Annotated in this window: 24 protein-coding genes; 10 read left to right on the top strand and 14 right to left on the bottom strand. The window is 63.2% G+C overall.

Annotated features, from left to right (window positions below; genetic code table 11):
• Positions 1–176: 176 nt before the first annotated feature.
• Complete coding sequence (locus tag AC6CIG_RS10615) at positions 177–794, top strand: LOG family protein (RefSeq protein ID WP_127709433.1); 618 nt, start codon at positions 177–179, stop codon at positions 792–794.
• A 131-nt stretch (positions 795–925) separates the two neighbouring features.
• Here the strand turns inward: AC6CIG_RS10615 and rarD are convergent, their stop codons facing one another.
• The 7 genes from rarD to cysS form a co-directional block, all read right to left on the bottom strand.
• The gene (gene rarD, locus AC6CIG_RS10610; protein WP_275596531.1) at positions 926–1,867 is read right to left on the bottom strand and encodes an EamA family transporter RarD; all 942 of its coding nucleotides are present in this window, start codon (positions 1,865–1,867) and stop codon (positions 926–928) included.
• 211 nt (positions 1,868–2,078) lie between these two features.
• Positions 2,079–3,695: a citramalate synthase gene (gene cimA / locus AC6CIG_RS10605; protein WP_127709436.1), complete on the bottom strand. Its 1,617-nt coding sequence runs from the start codon at positions 3,693–3,695 to the stop codon at positions 2,079–2,081.
• A gap of 54 nt (positions 3,696–3,749) precedes the next feature.
• Positions 3,750–4,712, bottom strand: coding sequence for a prolyl aminopeptidase (pip, locus tag AC6CIG_RS10600; RefSeq protein WP_437408840.1), 963 nt, complete (start codon positions 4,710–4,712; stop codon positions 3,750–3,752).
• Positions 4,709–5,209, bottom strand: a complete 501-nt coding sequence (locus AC6CIG_RS10595; protein WP_100672087.1) for a GFA family protein — start codon at positions 5,207–5,209, stop codon at positions 4,709–4,711. The genes pip and AC6CIG_RS10595 overlap by 4 nt, the downstream gene beginning before the upstream one ends.
• Positions 5,206–5,685 carry a GFA family protein gene (locus AC6CIG_RS10590; RefSeq protein WP_127709440.1) on the bottom strand — a complete coding sequence of 160 codons (480 nt, stop codon included), beginning with the start codon at positions 5,683–5,685 and terminating at the stop codon, positions 5,206–5,208. The genes AC6CIG_RS10595 and AC6CIG_RS10590 overlap by 4 nt, the downstream gene beginning before the upstream one ends.
• Entirely contained in the window at positions 5,682–6,164 is a 483-nt protein-coding gene (locus AC6CIG_RS10585) for a GFA family protein (RefSeq protein ID WP_018094632.1), read from the bottom strand. The genes AC6CIG_RS10590 and AC6CIG_RS10585 overlap by 4 nt, the downstream gene beginning before the upstream one ends.
• Before the next feature lie 49 nt (positions 6,165–6,213).
• A complete protein-coding gene (cysS, locus tag AC6CIG_RS10580; protein WP_437408839.1) occupies positions 6,214–7,614 on the bottom strand; it encodes a cysteine--tRNA ligase in 1,401 nt (466 codons plus the stop codon).
• Positions 7,615–8,026: 412 nt separating this feature from the next.
• Between cysS and AC6CIG_RS10575 the strand changes: the two genes are divergently transcribed.
• Positions 8,027–8,176: a hypothetical protein gene (locus AC6CIG_RS10575; RefSeq protein WP_080662060.1), complete on the top strand. Its 150-nt coding sequence runs from the start codon at positions 8,027–8,029 to the stop codon at positions 8,174–8,176.
• Between the two features lie 90 nt (positions 8,177–8,266).
• On the opposite strand, the gene AC6CIG_RS10570 is transcribed toward AC6CIG_RS10575, so the two are convergent.
• Positions 8,267–9,097 carry an SOS response-associated peptidase gene (locus tag AC6CIG_RS10570; RefSeq protein WP_018094629.1) on the bottom strand — a complete coding sequence of 277 codons (831 nt, stop codon included), beginning with the start codon at positions 9,095–9,097 and terminating at the stop codon, positions 8,267–8,269.
• On the opposite strand from AC6CIG_RS10570, the gene AC6CIG_RS10565 reads away from it, so the two are divergent.
• The 8 genes from AC6CIG_RS10565 to AC6CIG_RS10530 all read left to right on the top strand — a co-directional run bounded on the left by AC6CIG_RS10565 (position 9,096) and on the right by AC6CIG_RS10530 (position 14,239).
• Entirely contained in the window at positions 9,096–9,560 is a 465-nt protein-coding gene (locus tag AC6CIG_RS10565; protein ID WP_018094628.1) for an NUDIX hydrolase, read from the top strand. The genes AC6CIG_RS10570 and AC6CIG_RS10565 overlap by 2 nt on opposite strands.
• Positions 9,557–9,997 carry a TIGR02301 family protein gene (locus AC6CIG_RS10560; protein ID WP_437408838.1) on the top strand — a complete coding sequence of 147 codons (441 nt, stop codon included), beginning with the start codon at positions 9,557–9,559 and terminating at the stop codon, positions 9,995–9,997. Before AC6CIG_RS10565 ends, AC6CIG_RS10560 begins: the two co-directional genes overlap by 4 nt.
• Positions 9,998–10,154: 157 nt before the next feature.
• Complete coding sequence (locus tag AC6CIG_RS10555; protein WP_010969047.1) at positions 10,155–10,424, top strand: hypothetical protein; 270 nt, start codon at positions 10,155–10,157, stop codon at positions 10,422–10,424.
• Positions 10,425–10,439: 15 nt separating this feature from the next.
• Positions 10,440–11,183, top strand: coding sequence for a hypothetical protein (locus tag AC6CIG_RS10550; RefSeq protein ID WP_437408837.1), 744 nt, complete (start codon positions 10,440–10,442; stop codon positions 11,181–11,183).
• Between the two features lie 108 nt (positions 11,184–11,291).
• Entirely contained in the window at positions 11,292–12,140 is an 849-nt protein-coding gene (ygfZ, locus tag AC6CIG_RS10545) for a CAF17-like 4Fe-4S cluster assembly/insertion protein YgfZ (protein ID WP_437408836.1), read from the top strand.
• Positions 12,137–12,745: a YfbR-like 5'-deoxynucleotidase gene (locus AC6CIG_RS10540; RefSeq protein WP_028012012.1), complete on the top strand. Its 609-nt coding sequence runs from the start codon at positions 12,137–12,139 to the stop codon at positions 12,743–12,745. Before ygfZ ends, AC6CIG_RS10540 begins: the two co-directional genes overlap by 4 nt.
• Positions 12,746–12,747: 2 nt before the next feature.
• Positions 12,748–13,281: a tyrosine phosphatase family protein gene (locus AC6CIG_RS10535; protein ID WP_275596538.1), complete on the top strand. Its 534-nt coding sequence runs from the start codon at positions 12,748–12,750 to the stop codon at positions 13,279–13,281.
• On the top strand, positions 13,235–14,239 hold the full coding sequence (locus tag AC6CIG_RS10530; RefSeq protein WP_437408835.1) for an NUDIX hydrolase: 1,005 nt from the start codon (positions 13,235–13,237) through the stop codon (positions 14,237–14,239). The genes AC6CIG_RS10535 and AC6CIG_RS10530 overlap by 47 nt, the downstream gene beginning before the upstream one ends.
• A 53-nt stretch (positions 14,240–14,292) precedes the next feature.
• Here AC6CIG_RS10530 and AC6CIG_RS10525 read toward each other — a convergent pair whose 3' ends face one another.
• The 6 genes from AC6CIG_RS10525 to AC6CIG_RS10500 form a co-directional block, all read right to left on the bottom strand.
• Positions 14,293–14,811 (bottom strand): superoxide dismutase family protein, encoded by a 519-nt coding sequence (locus AC6CIG_RS10525; RefSeq protein WP_018094621.1) that lies wholly within the window; start codon positions 14,809–14,811, stop codon positions 14,293–14,295.
• Between the two features lie 102 nt (positions 14,812–14,913).
• Positions 14,914–15,813: a carboxylating nicotinate-nucleotide diphosphorylase gene (nadC, locus tag AC6CIG_RS10520; protein WP_437411650.1), complete on the bottom strand. Its 900-nt coding sequence runs from the start codon at positions 15,811–15,813 to the stop codon at positions 14,914–14,916.
• Positions 15,814–15,862: 49 nt separating this feature from the next.
• Positions 15,863–17,461, bottom strand: coding sequence for an L-aspartate oxidase (locus AC6CIG_RS10515; RefSeq protein WP_018094619.1), 1,599 nt, complete (start codon positions 17,459–17,461; stop codon positions 15,863–15,865).
• 49 nt (positions 17,462–17,510) lie between these two features.
• Positions 17,511–18,590 carry a quinolinate synthase NadA gene (nadA, locus tag AC6CIG_RS10510; RefSeq protein ID WP_018094618.1) on the bottom strand — a complete coding sequence of 360 codons (1,080 nt, stop codon included), beginning with the start codon at positions 18,588–18,590 and terminating at the stop codon, positions 17,511–17,513.
• Positions 18,591–18,774: 184 nt separating this feature from the next.
• Positions 18,775–20,013 (bottom strand): MFS transporter, encoded by a 1,239-nt coding sequence (locus tag AC6CIG_RS10505; protein ID WP_437411649.1) that lies wholly within the window; start codon positions 20,011–20,013, stop codon positions 18,775–18,777.
• Positions 20,014–20,150: 137 nt separating this feature from the next.
• A complete protein-coding gene (locus AC6CIG_RS10500) occupies positions 20,151–20,993 on the bottom strand; it encodes an MOSC domain-containing protein (RefSeq protein ID WP_437408833.1) in 843 nt (280 codons plus the stop codon).
• Positions 20,994–21,022: the final 29 nt, after the last annotated feature.

Here is a 21,022-nt window from a genome sequence, read left to right as displayed (position 1 = left end):
CCGGTGCATTATAGCGCAACCGCAGCACACTGTCCGAATTCTTCAATGTATTACTGAAATTGCTAACGTTTCTTATAGTTCTATACAAGCGCTCACTATGATTCCGGCGCTCGACAGCCGGAGATTTTTCGTCCATTTTCCTTGACCCGTGCTGCACTGCAATTTCTGGTGGGACCATGAACGAGGAAACCACGCCGATTCTATCCGTTTGCGTTTATTGCGGTTCTCAGCCCGGGCGTGACGAAGCCCACATGCAGGCCGGCCGCACCCTCGGCAAATCGATCGCCGATCATGGCCTGCGCCTCGTCTATGGCGGCGGCACGCGCGGGATCATGGGCGCCGTGGCGAGCGGCGTGCTTTCGTCCGGCGGACACGTGACCGGCATCATTCCCGAATTCCTGATGGACAAGGAAGCGACGCGTCACTCGCTAGGCCAGCTGAACGAATTGATCGTTACCGCCGACATGCATGAGCGCAAGCACAAGATGTTCGAGCGCGCCGACGCCTTCGTCGCCCTTCCGGGCGGGATCGGCACGCTCGAGGAGATCGTCGAAATCATGACCTGGGCGCAGCTCGGCCGCCATAGGAAGCCGATGGTCTTCGGCAATGTCAATGGCTTCTGGGATCCGATGCTGCAGCTGATCGACCACATGCGCGGCCAGGGATTCGTTCACACCGCGCATCTCGTGCAGCCGCTGGTGATCGACCGTGCGGAAGACATCATCCCCGGCATCCTTGCCTCGGTCCGCGCCAACGGGCGCGAAGGCGAAGCCGAGATCATCGCCAGGCTCTGATCCGGATCGGGACGAGGAGAAGTGTGTGCGGTTTTCCGCCCGCATCCCCGCTCTAACTTCTTAGAATCGATCACGTTCATGACTTCAGGTCGATCCGACCTGAAGTCATGAACGTGATCTGACTCTGCCGATTATTCGGCCGGCGTCGGTTGAGCCGCGCGCCGCGCCCTGCTCTCCGCAAGCATCGCTCCCGAATAGATGAAGAGCGCGGCCCAGATCAGGGCGAAGGCGACGAGTTTTGCCGTTCCAAAGGGTTCGTGGAAAACGAAGACCGCGATCAGGAAGATCATCGTCGGAGCGATGTATTGCATGATCCCGATCGTCGAAAGCCGGAGCAGCTTCGCGCCATTGGCATAGATCATCAGCGGCACGGCGGTGACGATCCCGCAGGCGAGGAGCAGCAGGACATCCGTCATGTTGGCGTCGCCGAGGAAGTGGCCCTGCCCGGTCGCCTCGAGCCAGATGACGTAGCCTGCGGCCGGGATGCTGAGCAGCAAGACTTCGAGGAAGAAGCCCTGGTTCGGCCCGACCGGCAGCGTCTTCCGGAAGAACGCATAGAAACCCCAGGAAAAGCACAGCCCGATCGAAACCCAGGGAAGACCGCCCGCGTCGAAGGCAAGCACGCCAACGGCGAGCGCGGCGAGGCCGATCGCCACCATCTGCGCCGGATTCGGCCTCTCCTTCAGCAGCAGCGCACCGAGGAAGATGGAGAACAGAGGGTTGATATAGTAGCCGAGCGCCGTCTCGATGGCCCGCCCCGCCCCGATCGCCCAGACATAGATGCCCCAGTTGACCGTGATGAGAGCCGCCGTGATCGTGGCCATCATCAGCACGCGTGGAGAGCGCAGCGCTACCTTCACGTCCTGCGTGCGGCCGAGCCACACGAGCACGAGGCCTGCGAGCGGTACCGACCAGACGATACGATGCGCCACCACTTCCGCCGCAGGGATATGCGACACCGCCTTCATGAAAAAAGGCAGGAAACCCCACAACAGGTAGGCTGCCAGCGCGAAGGCGAAACCCTTCGGGGAATCGACATTCTCTGCGGGCAAATTCGCGTTCGGCTCGGCCATGATTTTGATCCTGAAATTCCACCGGAGCCGAGCGGGAAGCGCTCCGGCCGCAATCGACGGCCAACCCTCTCGGGAGCAATTGCCGTCAGTCCTCCTGCGTCCTACTCCAACCGACGGTGATGCACCAATTCATTTCCGTGAACCGATGGATGAACGGCGTTGATGCGACGGAAGCGGATATCCCGCGCAACCCGACATCATCGTGATCCAACTACTCGGCCGCGATCGATCCGACCTGATCGCGGTTTTTGAGCAGCTTGTAGACGATACTGTCCATCAATGCCTGAAATGAGGCGTCGATGATGTTGTCGGACACGCCGACCGTCCACCAGCGCGCCCCTGAGCGATCCGTCGATTCGATCAGAACGCGGGTGACGGCCTCGGTGCCGCCGTTGAGGATGCGCACCTTGTAATCGGCAAGTTCCAGATCGGCGATCTCGGACTGGTACTTGCCGAGATCCTTGCGAAGCGCGAGGTCGAGCGCGTTGACCGGGCCATGCCCTTCGGCGACCGACATCATCGTTTCGCCGTCGACGATCACCCTGACCACGGCCTCCGATACCGTCTTCAGCTTGCCGTTCGCGTCGAAGCGGCGCTCGACCATGACGCGGAAGCTCTCCACCCGGAAGAAGTCGGGCACGGTGCCGAGAATACGGCTCGCGAGCAGCGTGAAGCTCGCATCCGCACCTTCATAGGCATAGCCCGTCGCCTCGCGTTCCTTGACGATCGAGATCAGCTTGTCGAGCCGCGGATCGTCCTTGGAGACCGTGATGCCGCGCCGCTTGAGGGCATTGATGAAATTGGCCTTGCCTCCCTGATCGGAGACCATGACCTTGCGCAGGTTGCCGACGCTTTCCGGTGCGACATGCTCGTAGGTCCTCGGGTCCTTGAGCAAGGCGGAGGCGTGAATGCCGGCCTTGGTGGCAAAAGCCGAAGCGCCGACATAGGGGGCCTGGGGATCGGGAGAGCGGTTGAGCAACTCGTCGAAGGCATGGGCGAGCTTGGTCAGCTCCTGGAGCCTCTCGGCATCGATTCCCGTCTCGAAGCGGTTCGAATAGGTTTCCTTCAGGGCAAGCGTCGCAATCAGCGTCACGAGATTGGCGTTGCCGCAGCGTTCCCCGATGCCGTTGAGCGTGCCCTGGATCTGACGAACGCCGGCTTCGACCGCAGCCAGCGAGTTGGCCACCGCCTGCCCCGTATCGTTATGCGCATGGATGCCGAGATTTGCACCGGGCACTCCCGCCGCAATCACGGCCGAGACGATCTCGCGGATCTCGCCCGGCTGCGTGCCGCCATTGGTGTCGCACAGGACGACCCAGCGCGCGCCCGCCTCGAAAGCCGTTTTCGTGCAGGCGAGCGCATAGGCGGGATTCGCTTTGTAGCCGTCGAAGAAATGCTCGCAATCGACCATCGCCTCGCGCCCGGACTCGACGACCGCCTTCACGGATGCGCGGATATTGTCGAGATTTTCCTCGTTCGTGCAGCCGAGCGCCACCTCGACATGATAATCCCAGCTCTTGGCGACAAGACAGATCGCATCGCTCTTGGCGCTCAGCAGCGCGCTCAGTCCCGGGTCGTTGGACGCGGAGACGCCGGCGCGCTTGGTCATGCCGAAGGCGACGAAGGAGGCCTTGTCGGTACGCCGGCACTTGAAGAACTCCGTGTCCGTGGGGTTGGCGCCGGGATATCCGCCCTCGACATAGTCCATGCCGAATTGATCGAGCAGCGCCGCAATCGCGATCTTATCCTCGACGGAAAAGTCGATGCCCGGCGTCTGCTGCCCGTCCCGAAGCGTCGTGTCGAAGAGATAGATGCGTTCCCTGGTCATGTCTCGATTCCAACGTACAAATCACTGATCGATTGCGGGTTCTTCGCACCCGCTCTATTCGGTCTTGCCGGCAAATTTATCGGTCGCCCGGATGAGCCGGTCGAGAATGCCCGGCTCCGAATAGGCATGTCCCGCCCCCTCGATGAGGTGGAATTCGGCTTGCGGCCAGGCCTTGTGCAGCTGCCAGGCATATTTTGCCGGGCAAGGCATGTCGTAGCGGCCATGCACGATCACGCCCGGAATTCCGTGGAGCTTATAGGCATCGCGCAGCAATTGCCCGTCTTCCAGCCAGCCGGCATTGACGAAGAAATGGTTTTCGATGCGGGCGAACGCATGAGCGTATTCGTCCTCCTCGAAGGGCGTGCTGGTGTCCGGCTCCGGCAGAAGCGTAACGGTCTCCCCCTCCCAGATGCTCCAGGCCTTGGCCGCGGCAAGCCGCGTCGCGCGGTCCTCGCTTGTCAGGCGGCGGTGATAGGCCCGCATCATCTCGTGGCGTTCTTCCGGCGGGATCGGCGCGATGAAGCGTTCCCACTTGTCGGGGAACATTTCCGAGACGCCGAACTGATAGTACCAGTCGAGCTCGGCCTTGGTCAGGGTGTAAATGCCCCTGACGACGAGCTCGCTTACCCGCTCAGGATAGGTCTCGGCATAGGCCAAGGCCAGCGTCGAGCCCCAGGAGCCGCCAAAGACGAGCCACTTGCCAACCCCGCAAAATTCCCGCAGCCGTTCGATATCGGCCACGAGGTGCCAGGTCGTGTTGGCCTCGATCTCTGCATGCGGCGTCGACCTGCCGCAGCCGCGCTGGTCGAACAGCATCACATCGTAGAGCGACGGATCGAAGAGCCGGCGGTGGTTCGGCGAAATCGTACCGCCCGGGCCGCCGTGGAGGAAGACCGCCGGCTTGGCGCCGGGCGTGCCCGCCCGTTCCCAATAGATCGAATGGCCGTCGCCCACATCGAGGTGCCCGGATGCATAGGGTTCGATTTCGGGATAGAGGGTACGCAATGGAGAACTCACGATAGATCTTCCTCGGGCGGCCAGTGCACCGTGTCGTAATCGGGGTGCTGGCGGTTGGATTCCAGGACTATGAGATGGCGCTCGGCGGCCGCTTCGCTGCCGTCGTCGGTCTCTGTTTCGGGAAGCTGCGGCAGATGCGAAAACCAGAACATCCGCGACTCGACGCCGGACTGGTAGACCGGCTGGACGTCATCCGGATCGTCGAGCGAACCAAGCGCGATGTTCAGAAAGCTCGCATGCGGCATGTCATAGAAGAGCGGCGTCCCGCAATCGCGGCAAAAGCCGCGGCGCACGAGATCGGACGAACGATACCAGGCGGGCTGGCCGCGCACGATGCGGAAATCTTCGCGCGCGATATTGGCAAGCGGCAGAAAGTAGTTGCCCGCCGCCTTCTGGCACATGCGGCAATGACAGATGTGCGGATCGTCCAGCGTGCCCTCGGCGCGGTAGCGCACCGCGCCGCACTGGCAGCCGCCGGTGAAGATGCGTCCGATCATCGTGCCCAGACTCCGCCCGGAGGCCACTGCTCCGTCTCATGGTCCGGATGCTGAAACGAGATGATCTGCTCCTGCCGCCCATAATAGTCGGGATCGTGGTGAACCGGCTGCTCGAAGATCGATTCGACCCAGGGAAGCCGGGACTGGTAATTGACCTGAATTTTCGGCGCGAGATCGGAGCGGTCGTCGAAGGCGCCTATGGCGATTTCGAGGCCGCCGGGATGCCGATAGGTCATCGGCGTACCGCATTTCGGGCAGAAGCCGCGATCGATATTGACCGATGACTGGAAATAGCTCGGCTCGTCACGGATCCACTCGACCCCGTCCTTCGGCGCGGTTACCAAGGCGGAGAAGAACGAGCCGAACTGTTTCTGGCACATGCGGCAATGGCAGATCGAGGGGCGCCCGAGCTCTCCGTGGATGCGGAAGCGAACGGCCCCGCACTGGCAGCCTCCAGTCCTGACGGTATTGCTCATCCTTTTTCCTCCGGTGGCCAGGTTTCGGTGTCGTGATCGGGGTGCTGATAAGAAACGAGATCGGCAAGAAAGGCGACAGCCTCGGCGTCGGCCATGGTCTCTTCGCCGGGCAGCTCGGATACATGATCGACATAGGGCAGTTTTCCTTCGACGCCCCATTGGATGGTCGGCACGATGCCTTCCGGCCTGTCGAATGCAGCGATCGCGAGCGCCATGCCGTCCGGCGCCTCGTAGGTCAGCGGCGTTCCGCAGTCGCCGCAGAAGCCGCGCCAAACCACATTCGAAGACCGGAAGCGCTTGCGCTCGCCGCGGGTCCATACGAGCTTCGCGCCGCGTACGGAAACGAGCGGCAGGTAGAAATTGCCGCTCGCCTTCTGGCACATGCGGCAATGGCAGACGGAAGCATCGCCGAGTTTTCCCTCGACGCGGAAGCGGACCGCGCCACACTGGCATCCGCCCATATGGATCTCGTCAGCCATCTCGCCCTCCTCTTTCCTCCGGCGTGCCGGCAGCGCCACCATCCTGAAACTAGACCTGAGACCGCTTCACCTCCCAGGTGGTCACTCTTTCGCCGGTCTCGGGATCCTTGCCGTCCTTGAGTTGGATGCCTCTCGCCAGGAGATCGGCGCGGATGCCGTCGGCCTGCGCGTAGTTCTTGGCCTTCAGAAGCTCCAGACGCTCACGTACACGGCCATCGATCTCGTGAACGACCGCCTCGTCGAGTTCGACCTCCTTCGGCACCACCCCGAGAAGCGCCGCGCTCGCGGCGAAGGCCCCGAGATGGCGCGTATCGGCGGAAGCCTTTTGCGCCAATGCATGCAGCGCCTGAACGGCCGCCACGGTGTTGAGGTCGTCGGCAAGGGCGGTGACGACGGCCGGATCCGCCTCGCCTGCAGCGTCGCCGTAGACCGGCCATTTCGACAGCAGATGCTCGGCCTCCTCCAGCCGCTTGATCGAGAAGTCGATCGGTTCGCGGTAATGGGTCATCAGCATTGCCAGCCGAAGTACATCGCCGGGCCATTTGCGGCCGCCGAATTTTTCCGTGTGAAGAAGCTCGTAGATAGTGATGAAATTGCCCTCGGACTTCGACATCTTGCGGCCTTCGACCTGCAGGAAGCCGTTGTGCATCCAGACATTCGCCATCATCTCGGTGCCGTGGGCACAACGCGACTGGGCGAGCTCGTTTTCGTGATGCGGGAAGATCAGGTCGATGCCGCCGCCGTGGATGTCGAACACGTCGCCGAGATAGCGCCCGCTCATCGCCGAGCATTCGATGTGCCAGCCCGGCCGCCCGCGGCCCCAGGGGCTGTCCCAGCCCGGCTCGTGCTCGGCGGAAAGCTTCCAGAGCACGAAATCGCCCGGGTTTTTCTTGTGCGCCTCGACGGCGACACGGGCACCGGCCTGCTGCTCGTCGAGATTGCGCTTGGAAAGCTGGCCGTAATCGTCCATCGACCGTGTATCGAAGAGCACCTCTCCCTCGGCCTCGTAGGCATGGCCCTTGGCGATCAGCTTTTCGATGATTTCGATCATCCCGGCGATGTTTTCGGTAGCGCGCGGTTGCACGGTGGGCTCGAGGCAGCCGAGCACCGCCGCATCTTCGAGGAACTGCGCCTCGGTCTTCTCGGTCACATGCCGGATCGCCTCGTTCAGCGGCAGCCCGGGATAGTCGCGCAATGCCCGCGCGTTGATCTTGTCGTCCACATCGGTGATGTTGCGAGCATAAATGACGTGATCCGCGCCATAGACGTGACGAAGCAGCCGGAACAGGACGTCGAATACGATGATCGGCCGTGCATTGCCGATATGGGCATAGTCGTAGACCGTCGGGCCGCAGACATACATGCGGACGTTCTGAGGATCGATCGGCCGGAATTCGGCTTTTTCCCGCGTCAGCGTGTTGTACAGTTTCAAAATCGGCATTCCGCCCATCCCAGATCTCCAAGTCTGCATGCAGCCGTCGCAATATAATCGCCGGGTGGCCCCGCGCGTTTGTCATCTTGGATTTCTGGAGACGAAAACGGCCAGGCCAGCGGTTCGCTAGCGAATAATCTTCCGGCAAATAATGCAGATAACCGTTTTCATGGGGACCCTTATCGCGCGTCACCCGGCGCCGGTCAAGAGGCGAGCCACGTGCAAGCGAAAGTCGTCATTCCGCAAATGACAGCCATGGATTCGTCACGATTTGGCTTATCTGGAAATCGTCAGAGGGGGAGGAGATTCGCCAATGCGGCCCGGCACTGCTTCAGGTCCTGTTTCCCGAGGAACAACAGGGACATGGTTTTCGTTGAAAATTCACGAGGGCTAATGCTCCCGATAGGGAAAACACCAAGGAAGACATGCAATGAAGGCCGCCAAAATTGCCGAACGCAACCCGCCGCCATCCGATCTGCTGACGAAATACCGCCCACTTGGCCTGAAGGCCGTCCTCGCAGCCGCGCTGCAAGTCAGGGCTAAACCGGCTGACAAGAAGATCGCGAAGCGTTCGGCTTAGTTCCGATCTGGGAGCAGCGCCGCGCGTCCCCTTCGCCCCGCTTGCCGGGGAGAAGGTGGCCGGCAGGCCGGATGAGGGGCGGTCCTTGGCTCAAAACAGCGACATCTGCCCGCCATCATCCCGATCGTCAGAGCGCCCCCTCTTCGGGATCGGCGCTATGGGCGTGACCTCGTCCTGGAGCTCAGGGCCGGTGTTGGCGACCTTGTTGACCTTGTCCGACACGGGGATTGCTTCGAAATAATCCTCCGCCGCCGGCACCATGAGGTCGGCCACCTCGCGAGGTTCCTGGCTCTTGCAATCGAGCCAACGGGAAAAGTCTTCGGGCTGGATCACGACCGGCATGCGGTCATGGATGTGGCTGACGGCGCCGTTCGCATCGGTGGTGAGGATCGCCGCGGTGTCGACCTCCGAACCGTCGGCGGAAGACCACGTCTCCATGAGCCCGGCAAAGGCCACGATCCCGCCCTTCTTCGGCCGGACCCAAAAGGCTTGCGAGGCCTCCCGGCTGCCCTTGACCGGGCGGCGCCATTCGTAGAAACCGGACGCCGGCACCAGCACGCGGCGATGGCGCATTGCGGCGCGGAAGGCGGCCTTGCCGATCGCGGTTTCGGCCCGAGCGTTGATGAGCAGCGGAAACTTGCGCGGGTCCTTTACCCAGCCTGGCGTGAAACCCCAACGGACGAGGACAGCCTTGCGTTCCGGCAGGTTGCTGCCCGGTTCCGGCCGATCGGAGGCCACGATAACGACTATCGGCTGCGTCGGCGCGATGTTGAAGCGCGCAGGAAAGCCCTCCGCTTCAAGCAGGCCAAACAGTTCCAGCAATTCCTCCGGCGTGGCCGTAAGCGCAAAACGTCCGCACATGACATCGATGTGGCACTTCACGTAGTATGGGTCAACGACCAAGGTGATTTTCGATTCCATGATAACGAAGCAACCCGAGCGCGCCTCCTCCGCCATTCTCGAACGGAACGGCCGCTATCTTCTTGTCCGGCGGGCCAATCCGCCGTCAGCCGACATGTACGCGTTTCCCGGCGGCAGGGCGGAGCCCGGGGAGACGCCTGCGCAGACGGCATTGCGCGAACTCGCCGAGGAAACGGGCATCAGCGCCCGCGATCCCGTGCTCTTCGAAATCTATGACCTGCCCGGTATAGGCCCGCAGGAGCGTCACTTCCTGCTTTCGGTCTTCACCGTCCAAGCCGATCCTGATTTGGTCGCGATCGCCTGCGATGATGCCGCCGGCGTTGGCTGGTTCACACCGGAGGAGATTTTCACCTTGCCCATTCCGGAAAGCGTGCGCGACTGCGTGGAAAAGCTGGCTGCCGGCGGGCCAAGGCGTATTCCGGAGGCGACGACCGGCGTCAGTTCGGATTTGAGGGGCGCATGACCGATAAACGGCTCCCGTTCAGACTGTTGCTGCTGACAGGAATTCTCCTTGCGACCGCCGCGGGCGTGGCGGCTCAGGAAAAGCAGCCTGCCCAGCAGACGGCCGCTCCTTCCGCGGCGCAGGAGGAAAAGCCGACCCCCTACGACCGGCGGTTGATCCGCCTCGCCGAAATTCTCGGCTCGGTGCATTATCTGCGCAATCTCTGTCTCGACCAGTCCGAGGACGGCTGGCGCCGCTCCACGCAGGAACTGATCGACAAGGAGGCGGCCGGAGAGCCGAAACGGCGCGAGCGCATAACCGCCGCTTTCAACCGGGGCTATCGGACCTTCGCCTCGGTCTATACCAGGTGTACGGAGCCCGCGACGCTCGCGGAAGAACGCTACCGTGCCGAAGGTGCAACACTCGTTTCGGAAATCGTCGCCCGCTTTGGAAATTAGGAAGATATTAACCTCTTTTTCCCTGACCCCGTGTCGTTTCGGGAAAAGGCTGCTAAGTTTGTTAAGAGAGTGATAAGAAGTAGCCGGCCTGTCTGCCCGTTCAGTTGCGGTTCAGCCGATAGGCGTTAGGTTAGCCAGTGCACGTAATGGAAGCCGCATGGAACGAATGATGGAACCAAGCCTGACAGACATCGACGACATGATCGTCCACGAGAAGATGCAGGCGGCGCTCGAGCACCAGAACGAGGCTTGGGCGGATGGCATGGCCGACGGCATCGAGCCCGAAATCATCGCCGATGCGGCGATTGCGCTGGCCATGCGCGAAACCGTCCGGCTTCATGGCGAAGAAGGTGCCGAGGCAATGCTTAATTCGCTTCGCGAGCGCATGCTCGCCGGAGAATTCTCGCCAGAGCGGACGATTCAGTAACATCAGGACTGCCCGATGAACCGGAACCCTGCAAACCGGGCCTTCCCGGTTGGTCTTGTCGTGTTGCTGCTGGCGAGTGCGACCATGCCCCCTGCGCCCGCGTTCGCGCTCAGTGAGTTTCAGGGCGCCCCTGCCCCTGCCGGCGAACAGAACGCAGCCCCAGGCGACGAGGCCGAAGAGTCCGCGCCGGAAGAACGGGCCCCCCTCGAAATTCCGATGCCAGACCCTCTCGTCGACAGGACGGCCGTCGAGTCGAAGGACGATGAGATCGCCGCGCCTGACGTTGTGGAGCCTGTCGAGGTCCTGACGGATGTTTCGAAGATCCCGGTGCCGGTCGCACGCATGCGCGAACTGATCGTCGAGGCCGCGGCTTCGGGTGACATCGAGCGGTTGCGCCCCCTGCTCGGCAAGGGCCCCACCCAGACCCAGGTTACCGCCACCGCCGGGGAAGACGACCCGATTGCCGCACTCAAAAGTCTTTCCGGCGACCAGGACGGCATCGAAATTCTGGCCATCCTCCTCGACGTCATGTCGACGGGCTTCGTGCTTGCGGACAAGGGTACTCCCGAGGAGGCCTATGTCTGGCCCTATTTCGCCGAGAAGCCGCTCTCGTCGCTGACCGCCCCGGAAAAGGTCGACCTCTTCCGACTGGTGACCGCCGGCGATTTCGCCGGGATGGAAGAGTTCGGCACCTACAATTTCTACCGCGTCGGCATCACGCCGGATGGAAAGTGGAAGTTCTTCGTCGCGGGCGATTGAGCGCGTCTCGTGCCGGAGAGACGGAAATGCTGGCGGTTCCCGCACGGCATGCTTGCCCTTCCCCGGCAGACATCCTACCTCTTCGGAATAGAGAATAGGACTCGACATATGCCAATGGTTTGCCTCGACGGCCGCGCAATCATTCGTGTCTCCGGAAAGGACGCGGAGACCCTTCTTCAGACGCTGATCACGACGGATATCGCCTCGTTGACCCCCGACGAGGTCAGGCCCGGCGCGCTGCTGACGCCGCAGGGCAAGATCCTTTTCGATTTCCTGATCTCCCGCGACGGCGAAGCGTTGCGTCTGGAGACGACGGAGGATCAAGCCGACGCGCTCGTCAAGCGCCTGACGATGTACAAGTTGCGATCGGCAGTGGAGCTGTCGCTCAATTCGCCGGCGCCGGTCACGGTCGTGTTCGGAGAAGATGCGCCTGCCGGGAGCTATCGCGATCATCGGTTCGAGAAGGCGGGCATTTCCGCTTTCCGCCTCTATCGCGACATGCCTGCAGCGGAAGCGGGCGTCGCCGATCTGGACCGGCTCAGAATCGCGGCGGGCATCGCCGTTGCCGGCCGCGACTACGACCTGCAAGATGCCTTTCCGCATGACGTGCTCATGGACATGAACGGCGGCCTTTCCTTCCGCAAGGGCTGCTATGTCGGGCAGGAAGTCGTTTCGCGCATGCAGCACCGAGGCACTGCGCGACGCCGCCTCGTCATCGTCGCCGGCGAGGCGACGCTGCCGCCGAGCGGAACCAACATTTCGGTCAACGGACGGCCGATCGGTTCTCTCGGCACCGTACTGGATCGGGACGGCCTGGCTATCGTCAGGATCGACAAGGCAGGCGAAGCGATCGCCAAGGGTGAGGCCATTCTTGCAGGCGATGTGCGTCTTACCCTCACGCTGCCCGCCTGGACGGGACTCGTCTTTCCGAACGAGACAGGCGAGGCGAGCGCATGATGAGTGCGCGTGCGTGGCAGCGTATGCTTTCCGGGCGGCGGCTCGATCTTCTCGACCCCTCACCGCTCGACGTCGAGCTTTCCGACATCGCCCACGGACTCGCCCGCGTGGCGCGTTGGAACGGGCAGACTTCCGGCGACCACGCCTTCTCCGTTGCCCAGCACAGTCTCGTTGTCGAGGAGATTTTCCGCCGCACCAATCGCTGCGATGCCCAGGATTGCCTGATGGCCCTGCTTCACGACGCGCCGGAATACGTCATCGGCGACATGATCTCGCCGTTCAAGGCCGTCGTCGGCGGCGGTTACAAGACCGTGGAGAAGCGCCTGGAGAATGCGGTCCACCTGCGCTTCGGGCTTCCGGCACATACGCCCAGGGAGCTCAAGGAGCGGATCAAGAAGGCCGACCGTATCGCGGCCTATTTCGAAGCGACGGAACTTGCCGGCTTTTCAGCAGAGGAGGCCCGCAAGTTCTTCGGTCAGCCGCGCGGCATCACCCGCGAGACGTTGCTGATCGACCCTCTGCCCGCGGTCGAGGCGCAGCGGCTCTTCGCCACGCGCTTCAATGCGCTGGAGTCCGAACGCGCCAAGGCGAGACAGGAGGCGTGACCATGACGGCAATCGTCGTCTCGCCGCTTCAGCGCATCGCGGAGATGGCCGTCCGGCACGGCTGCCGCGAAATGCTGAGCCTGCTTGCGAAGGGTCAGAATTTTCATCGCCCAGCCGTCATCGACCATGCGAAGCATCTGACGATCGGCGTGAACGACATCAGCTTCGCCGGAACGGGCGACCTGATTGCGCCGCAGGAAGAACACGTTCATCGAATCATCGATTTCGCCCGCAAATGGGACCGGACGCGGCCGATGCTCATACATTGCTGGATGGGCGTCTCCCGCTCGCCTGCGGCCGCGCTGATCGCCGCACTCGCCGTCGAACCGGACCAGGACGACCACGCGCTCGCGAAGCGCCTCCGGCTTGCCTCGCCCTATGCGACGCCGAATGCGCGGCTCGTGGAAATCGGCGACCGGGCGTTGTCCCGCAAGGGTGCGCTCGTCGCCGCAGTGCGAGCCATCGGCCGCGGCGCGGATGCCGACGGCAATGCTCCGTTCATCCTGCCCCTGCAAGACGTGCAACATGCCGGGTGAAGCGCAGCCGGTCACGGTCGAGATCGGGCTCAATGCCGTGATCGTCGCGGTCGTCAGTCGCAGCCCGCGCATCCTCGCCGTCAGCGAGGCGGACGGGGACGCTCGCGACAGCCTGCCCTTCGGCCCCTTCGATCCGGCCCGCCACCGCACTTTCGAGGCAAGCCTGCGGGCGCGCGTCGAGAAGCGTACGGCGCTCAAGCTCGGCTATATCGAGCAGCTCTACACCTTCGGCGACCGTGGGCGCCAGCGTCTGCCCGGCGAGGAAGGTAAGCACATGGTGTCCGTCGGCTACCTGGCGCTGACGCGCACCGACGCCGAGAACAACGAGAGGCTGGCCGAGGCGGGCGCGCATTGGCGCGACTGGTACGGCTATCTGCCCTGGGAAGACTGGCGTCTCGGACGTCCCGCGATACTCGACCAGACCATCCTGCCGGCGCTTGTTCGCTGGGAGTCCGGCGACGAAAAGCCGGCCTCCGCACAGCGTCGTTCACGGATACGCCTCGCCTTCGGCCTTGACGACTTTCCCTGGGACGAAGAGCGCGTGCTGGAGCGCTACGAATTGCTCTATGAGGCGGGTCTGGTGCGCGAGGCCGTGATCGACGGCCATTGCCGCGAACCGGAAAACCCGGCGGCGGGGCTGGCGATGCGCCACGACCACCGCCGGATCGTCGCGACCGCTGTCGCGAGACTGCGCGGCAAGCTCAAATACCGGCCGGTGGTCTTCGAGCTGATGCCGCCGGCATTCACCCTTACCGATCTGCAGGCAACCGTCGAGGCGATTTCAGGACGCCATCTCCACAAGCAGAACTTCCGCCGGCTGGTCGAAGGAGCGGAGCTCGTCGAGCCGACGGGAGAGACCCTGGCATCCACCGGTGGCCGTCCGGCCGCACTCTTCCGCTTCCGCCGCCAAATCCTGGACGAGCGGCCAGCGCCCGGCCTCAAGGTCGGCGGCCGCTGAACCTTAAAGCGCGTCGCGTTTTGCCAAAACCGCTGCGCACCGGGCGAGATGCACTATTTCACCACCGCGCAGGCCAGCCGGTCGCCGGCATCGCCGGAGGGCTGGCTGCGGTTGTCGTCCGAATGCATATGGATCACCAGGGCCCGGCCGCGAAGGGCGGTGGCCTTGTCGTCGAGAGACACGAAGCTGTTGAAGACCTGGGCACGCAGGATGCCATCGGCGCCGACATACTGGTTGGGCATGTCACCGGCATGCGGGCCATTGGAAGCGAGGAAGCCGTGCTCGGAATTTTCATCCTCGCCGGCAAAATGCTTTCCCGCCGACTCGAACCCGTCCTTGGGATCGCAGCGCCCCATTTCGTGAGCGTGAAAAGCGACCCAGGTATCCTTCGGCAGGCCGCTTATCTCCATCTCGATCAGCACGCCCTTGCCACCTGCCGTCAAAGTGGCCCGCCCGATGTCGGTACCGTCCTTGCCCACGAACTCGGCCGTTGCCGTTTGCGAGGATTGTTGTGCCGAAGCGGCACCCGCCAAGCCTGCCGCACAGGCGATCGCGATCATCGTTCTCATCATCGGAGTTCTCCCTCTCACTCGCGGGTCGATAGAAGACAACGCGCGGCTGCCGAGGTCGTTCCGCAAAAACGCGGCTGAGTTGCAGTCATCCGGCGAATTGAGCTAAATCGACACGTCCAGACCGATGTCGAGCGTCGGTGCGGCCATCGTGATCTTCGAAGTCGAGATGTAGTCGACGCCCGTTTCGGCGATTGCCCGAATGGTTTCGATCTTAACGTTTCCCGACGCCTCCAGCCTGGTGCGGCGCAGGTCACCGGGATAGGAAGCGGCGGACAGTCCCCAATGTGCCGCGTTGGTTGCGACGGCCTCGCGCAGCAGTTCCGGCCCCATATTGTCGAGCAGGACCACGTCCGGCGAGGCGGTCAGCGCCTCGCGCAACTGGGCGAGGCCGTCGACTTCGACCTCGACCTTGACGAGATGGCCGCAATAGGCCCGCGCGGCGCGGACGGCGCCGGCAACACCGCCGGAAACGGCGATATGGTTATCCTTGATCAGCACCGCGTCGTCGAGGCCGTAACGATGATTGGAGCCGCCGCCGAGGCGAACGGCGTATTTTTCAAGAGCGCGAAGGCCGGGGATCGTCTTGCGCGTGCAGCAGACCTTGGCGCTCGTATGGGCGATCTCGTCGGCGAACGTCGCCGTGTAGGTCGCGACCCCCGAGAGATGCATGAGAAAGTTGAGCGCCACCCGCTCGGCCGAAAGGAGTCCTCGGGCACGGCCGGAAATTCGCGCAATCGTCGTACCTGGCGCCACCCGGTCGCCGTCCGCAGCGAGCGCCTCGAAGCGGATCGACGGGTCGATCAGGCGGAAGGCGGTTCGCGCCAGTTCCAGCCCCGCAATCACGCCCGCTTCGCGCACGCTCATATTCGCGGCGGCTGTCCGCTCCGGCCCGATCGTCGAGAGGGTGGTGATGTCACCGGCCCGGCCGAGATCTTCCAAAAGGGCCGCTTTCACCTGCTCCTCGACCATGAGAGCGGGCAGTTCCGGGCGAAGGGCGATCATTATGTCGTTCCTGCGATTGGAGTAGCTTCTAATTTCGCGTTTGCCGCCGTCATGCCGGCTCGCTCTCGGCCACGTCCGCGGCCAGACGCTCCGCCTGGGCAAGCGTCAGATAGGTCCGGCGCCGCCATTCCGGTCGCTCGTCCGGGCAATCGGCCCGAAAATGACCGCCGCGGCTTTCCGTCCGCTGCAGGGCGGCGATCGCGATGAGCTTGGCCGTGGTAACGATATTGGCGAAGCGCAGGCGCTTGTTCGTCCTCTCGAGTTCCGCAATCCCCCGGATCGCCCGGGTCAGGCTTTCGCGCGTACGCACGACCCCGACGCAATCGCTCATCAATTGCCGCAGCACCTTGAAAGGCGGGCTGTCCTCGACCGTCACCGGATCGTCGTTCTCGCCGGCATTGTCGCCCCAGGCAGTCAGCTTCGGGGCCGGCAGGCTGCCCTTGATATTCTCCGCGATCCGCGCCGCGAAGACGACCGCCTCCAGCAGCGAATTCGAGGCAAGACGGTTCGCGCCGTGAACGCCGGTCGATGTCACTTCGCCCGCCGCCCAGAGGCCGTCGATGGAGGTACGCCCCTCCCCGTCCGTCAGCACGCCGCCCATGTGGTAGTGCACGGCAGGCGTGACGGGGATCGGTTGCCTGACCGGATCGATGCCCGCTGCCATGCATGAGGCGTAGACGGTCGGGAACATCTCAGGAAAATGCCTGCCGACGGCCTTTGTGCAATCGAGGAAGGCGCCGCGTCCGGCCTGGACTTCCGCAAAGACCCCACGCGAGACGATATCGCGCGGCGCGAGCTCTCCATCGGGATGGATGTCGAGCATGAAACGGCGGCCTTGCGAGTTCACCAGGGTGGCGCCATCTCCGCGCAACGCCTCGGTGGCAAGCGGCGCCGGGTCCTTGCCGATGTCTATCGCGGTCGGATGAAACTGGACGAACTCGGGATCGGCAATGATGGCGCCCGCCCGCGCCGCCATGCCGACGCCCTGGCCGCATGCTTCCCATGGATTGGTGGTGACCGCATAGAGATGGCCGACACCGCCCGAGCAAAGAACGACGGCGCGCGCCGGGAAGGAAACGCGGCTCTTCGACTGGCCGGCATCCGGCCGCGCGATCACGCCGGAGATGAACCGGCCCTCGCGCACCAGTTCCTCGACCACGTAGCCCTCGATCACCCGGATCGACGGGGTATTGCGCACCGCGGCAATGAGCGCCTCCATGATCGACTTGCCGGCCATGTCGCCCTTGACGCGGACGATGCGCCGCTCGGAATGCGCGGCTTCCCGCGAAAGCAGGAGCTTTCCCTCCAGGTCGCGGTCGAAGGGCACCCCGAATTCGAGCAGATCGTGGATGCGGGCCGGGCCCTCTGCGACCATCATGCGCGTCATCTTCTCGTCGACGATACCGGCACCGGCCGCAACCGTGTCGGCGACATGCTTCTCGAATGTATCGCCCCTGCTCATCGCGGCGGCTATGCCGCCTTGCGCCCAGGCCGAGGAAGCGCCGTAGCCGATCGGTGCGGCGGCAAGGATCGTAACGGGACGCGGCGCCAGTTTCAGCGCGCAGAAAAGCCCGGCAAGGCCGCCGCCGACGATGACGATGTCATCGATCCCGTTGAAGGACTGCGGGCGGAAATGGTCGGTCAGCATGGCTCGATAACTCCTCCACGGGCCTGCGCCGGGTTTGCCCCGGCATTGATCACTGCTTGAGGTTCACCATGCGCTCGACCGCCAGCCGCGCGCGGTCGGCGATCGCCGGATCGACCAGAACCTCTTCCGTCATGTCGAGCAGGCTGTCGAGGATCTTCGGCAGCGTGATGCGCTTCATGTGCGGACACAGGTTGCACGGCTTGACGAAATCGACGCCCTTGACTTCCGACTGGATATTCGAGGCCATCGAGCATTCCGTCACCAGCAGCACCCGTTGCGGCCGCTTGTCCTTGACGTAATTGATCATGCCCGATGTGGAACCGGAGAAATCGCAGACGGCGATGACATCGGGGTGGCATTCCGGATGGCCGACGATCTCGATGCCGGGATTGGCTTCCTTGTAAGCCAGGAGTTCGGCTGCCGTGAAGCGCTCGTGCACCTCGCAATGACCTTTCCAGGTCAGGATCTTCTTATTCGTCTGGCGCGCCACGTTCATCGCCAGATACTCGTCCGGGATGCAGAGCACGGTGTCGGACTCCAGGCTTTCGACTACTGCCAGCACGTTGGAGGAGGTGCAGCAGATGTCGGTCTCCGCCTTCACGTCGGCCGAGGTGTTGACATAGGTGACGACCGGCACGCCCGGATAGCGTTCCCTGAGGAGCCGCACATCCGCTCCGGTGATCGAGTCCGAAAGCGAGCAACCTGCTCTCGCATCGGGAATGAGCACCGTTTTTTCCGGATTGAGCAGCTTCGACGTCTCGGCCATGAAGTGCACGCCGCACTGGATGATGATCTCCGCGTCGACCTTGGTAGCGTCGCGCGCAAGCTGGAGCGAATCGCCGACGATGTCCGCCACGCAGTGAAAAATGTCCGGCGTCTGGTAATTGTGGGCCAGGATGACCGCGTTGCGTTCCTTCTTCAACCGGTTGATCGCATGAACGTAAGGCGCATATGCCGCCCACTCGAACGCAGGAATGAAGTCCTTGACCTTTTCGTAAAGGTGCTCGGTCTCGCGCGCGACAGCCGGGGTGAAGGCGAGATCCGGCTTTTCGATGACACCGAAGCGTGCCGCAGCGCTTGCAAAGGCCGGAGCGGGCGCCGCTTCCTTGCGAAGGTCAAGAGTGGTCATCGGGCTCTCCTCTCTCGCCGTTTCCGGCAATTTCTAATTATGCTCAAAATGAGCATAATTAGATCAAAACAAAAGCGGCTGAGCCGCCGGAACTGATTTAGAAAGTTTTGTGACAGATTTCAAGCGCGCAGGGTGGAAACGACACGCCCGCATATCGCACGGGCGCATCGCGACATTTTGGTGATCAGGCCATTGCCGGGCGGGCGACGGCACGCTCCTCGATCGGCCAGTGCACGATGGCCGCGAACACTCCGAGCGCGACGCCCACCCACCAGACCGGATCGTAGGATCCGAATTGGTCGTAGAGATAGCCGCCCATCCATACGCCGAGAAATGAACCGATCTGGTGCGACAGGAACACGATGCCGCCGAGCAGGCCGAGATGCCGCGTGCCGAACATGATCGCCACCAGCCCGTTGGTCGGCGGCACCGTCGAGAGCCACAGGAGGCCCATGGCGACCGCGAAGACGATGACCGATGTCGGCGTTTGCGGCAGCAACAGGAAGGCCGAGACGACGACTGAACGGGCCAGATAGATCAGCGCCAGGAAATAGGGCTTCGAATAACGCTGGCCGATGATGCCCGCCGAGAAAGAGCCGATGATGTTGAAGAAGCCGATCAACGCCAGCGCGATTACCGCATAGCGGGCGTCGATTCCGATATCGCCGATATAGGCCGGAAAATGCGCGGTGATGAAAGCGACCTGATAGCCGCAGACGAAGAAACCCGAGACGAGCAGAAGATAGCTCTTGTGCCCGAGCGCTTCCTTGAGCGCTTCCCCGACTGTCTGCTTGAACAATGCCTCGGACTGGCGCCCGGAAGAGGCATTGCCGCGCAGCGGAATCGCAAAGAGCGGAACGAGCAGCATCATGAGGCCGAGATAGACGAGGCTGTCGGACCAGCCATAGGCGGAGATGAGGCCTTGGCTCAGCGGCGCGAAGAGGAACATGCCGGCCGAGCCGGCGGCGGTGCCTATGCCGAAGGCGAGCGAGCGCTGCTCGGGCGCGACGTTGCGGGCAAAGGCGGAAAGCACGATGCCGAAGGAACCCGACGCAACGCCCAGCCCGACCAGTACGCCGCCGCCGATATGCAGCCAGATCGGCGCATCCGCGAAGGCCATCAGGATCAGTCCCGCGGCATAGACGAGGCCGGAGAGGGCGAGCACGCGCCAGGTGCCGAACTTGTCGGCGATCGCGCCGAAGAACGGTTGGCCAAGACCCCAACAGAGATTTTGAAACGCCATTGCCAGGCCGAAGGTCGTCCGGTCCCAACCCTTCTCGGCAAGCATCGGCAGCTGGAAGAACCCCATGGCGGAGCGCGGACCGAAGGTCAGCATCGCGATGATGGAGCCGGCGAAGATGATGAGCCAGGGCAGACCGCTGCGGTCCGCCGGACGGGTGACTGCGGGAGAAATGGCAGACATGGGCAAGCTCCTGATGATGAGGGGCCATCCTATGGTGGCGGCGAGCCCGGGGGAAACCAATAATATTGAGCGTGGCATCACAGGAATTGATGCGCCGGCCGCTCGCACCTTTTCGCACGGCCGCGTTTTAAGCCGCCTCAGCGCACCTTCATCGGCCAGCGCTCCTCGCGACGGCGGAGGACCTCGACCGCGTCGCCGAGCCTGACAATGCCCTCCCCCCGCGGCACGGCGTTCCAGCCGAAGAGCACGCCGGGCACGCGCCGGTCCGCAGACATGCGCTTTACCGAAAGACCCTGGATCGGGTTACCGCCGACGCGTTCGCCGGTCGTCTGATCCTGCGTCGTCATGATGCACCGGGCGCAGGGCTTTACGAGATCGAAGGTAATCCCGGCAATCTCCAGGCTCTCCCAGAAGTCCTCGGCCCAGGCCTCGTCGCAATCGATGACGATATTGGTGCGGAAGCGCTCCATGCCGACCGGCTCCTGCCCCTTTTCCATCAGGGTGCGGTTGAGGTCGGCGAGCGAGCCCGTTGTCGTAACCAGAACCGGGAAGCCGTCGGCGAATGCGACGGGCGCCGCCGCTCCCGCCCATTCGGCGCCGACGAAGCGCTCGGCCTCATCGTCCATGCGGACGAGCTTGACGGGGCGGCCGAACCAGCCGGACAGCATGTCGTTTGCAGCACCCCCGGCGACAGCCGCATTGACGTCGCTCGACCAGACCCGGACATCGAGGCGGTCATTCGGGTCGAAGCGAACGGAAAGCTCCTTGCCGTTCATCCGCAGGCGCACACCGCCGGCGACATGCTCCGCCTCCACCTGCGCAAGCGCCTGCAGCTCGCGCTGTGTGATGAAATGTCCGTCGGGCGCGACCAGCATGAAGCGCCGGTCGCCGGCGAGTCCGTCGAGATTGACGGTAACGGCCGTTTGCGGCACCGCGCGACCGCTCTTCAGGGGATGGATGTTCAGGCCGGTCACTTGCATGTCAATTTTCCGAATTCAGAAATCGAGTC

Source organism: Sinorhizobium sp. GQ132, from assembly GCF_059758575.1.
Note: the sequence above shows the minus strand (reverse complement) of the source record. Positions and strands in the feature narration are given on the sequence as shown.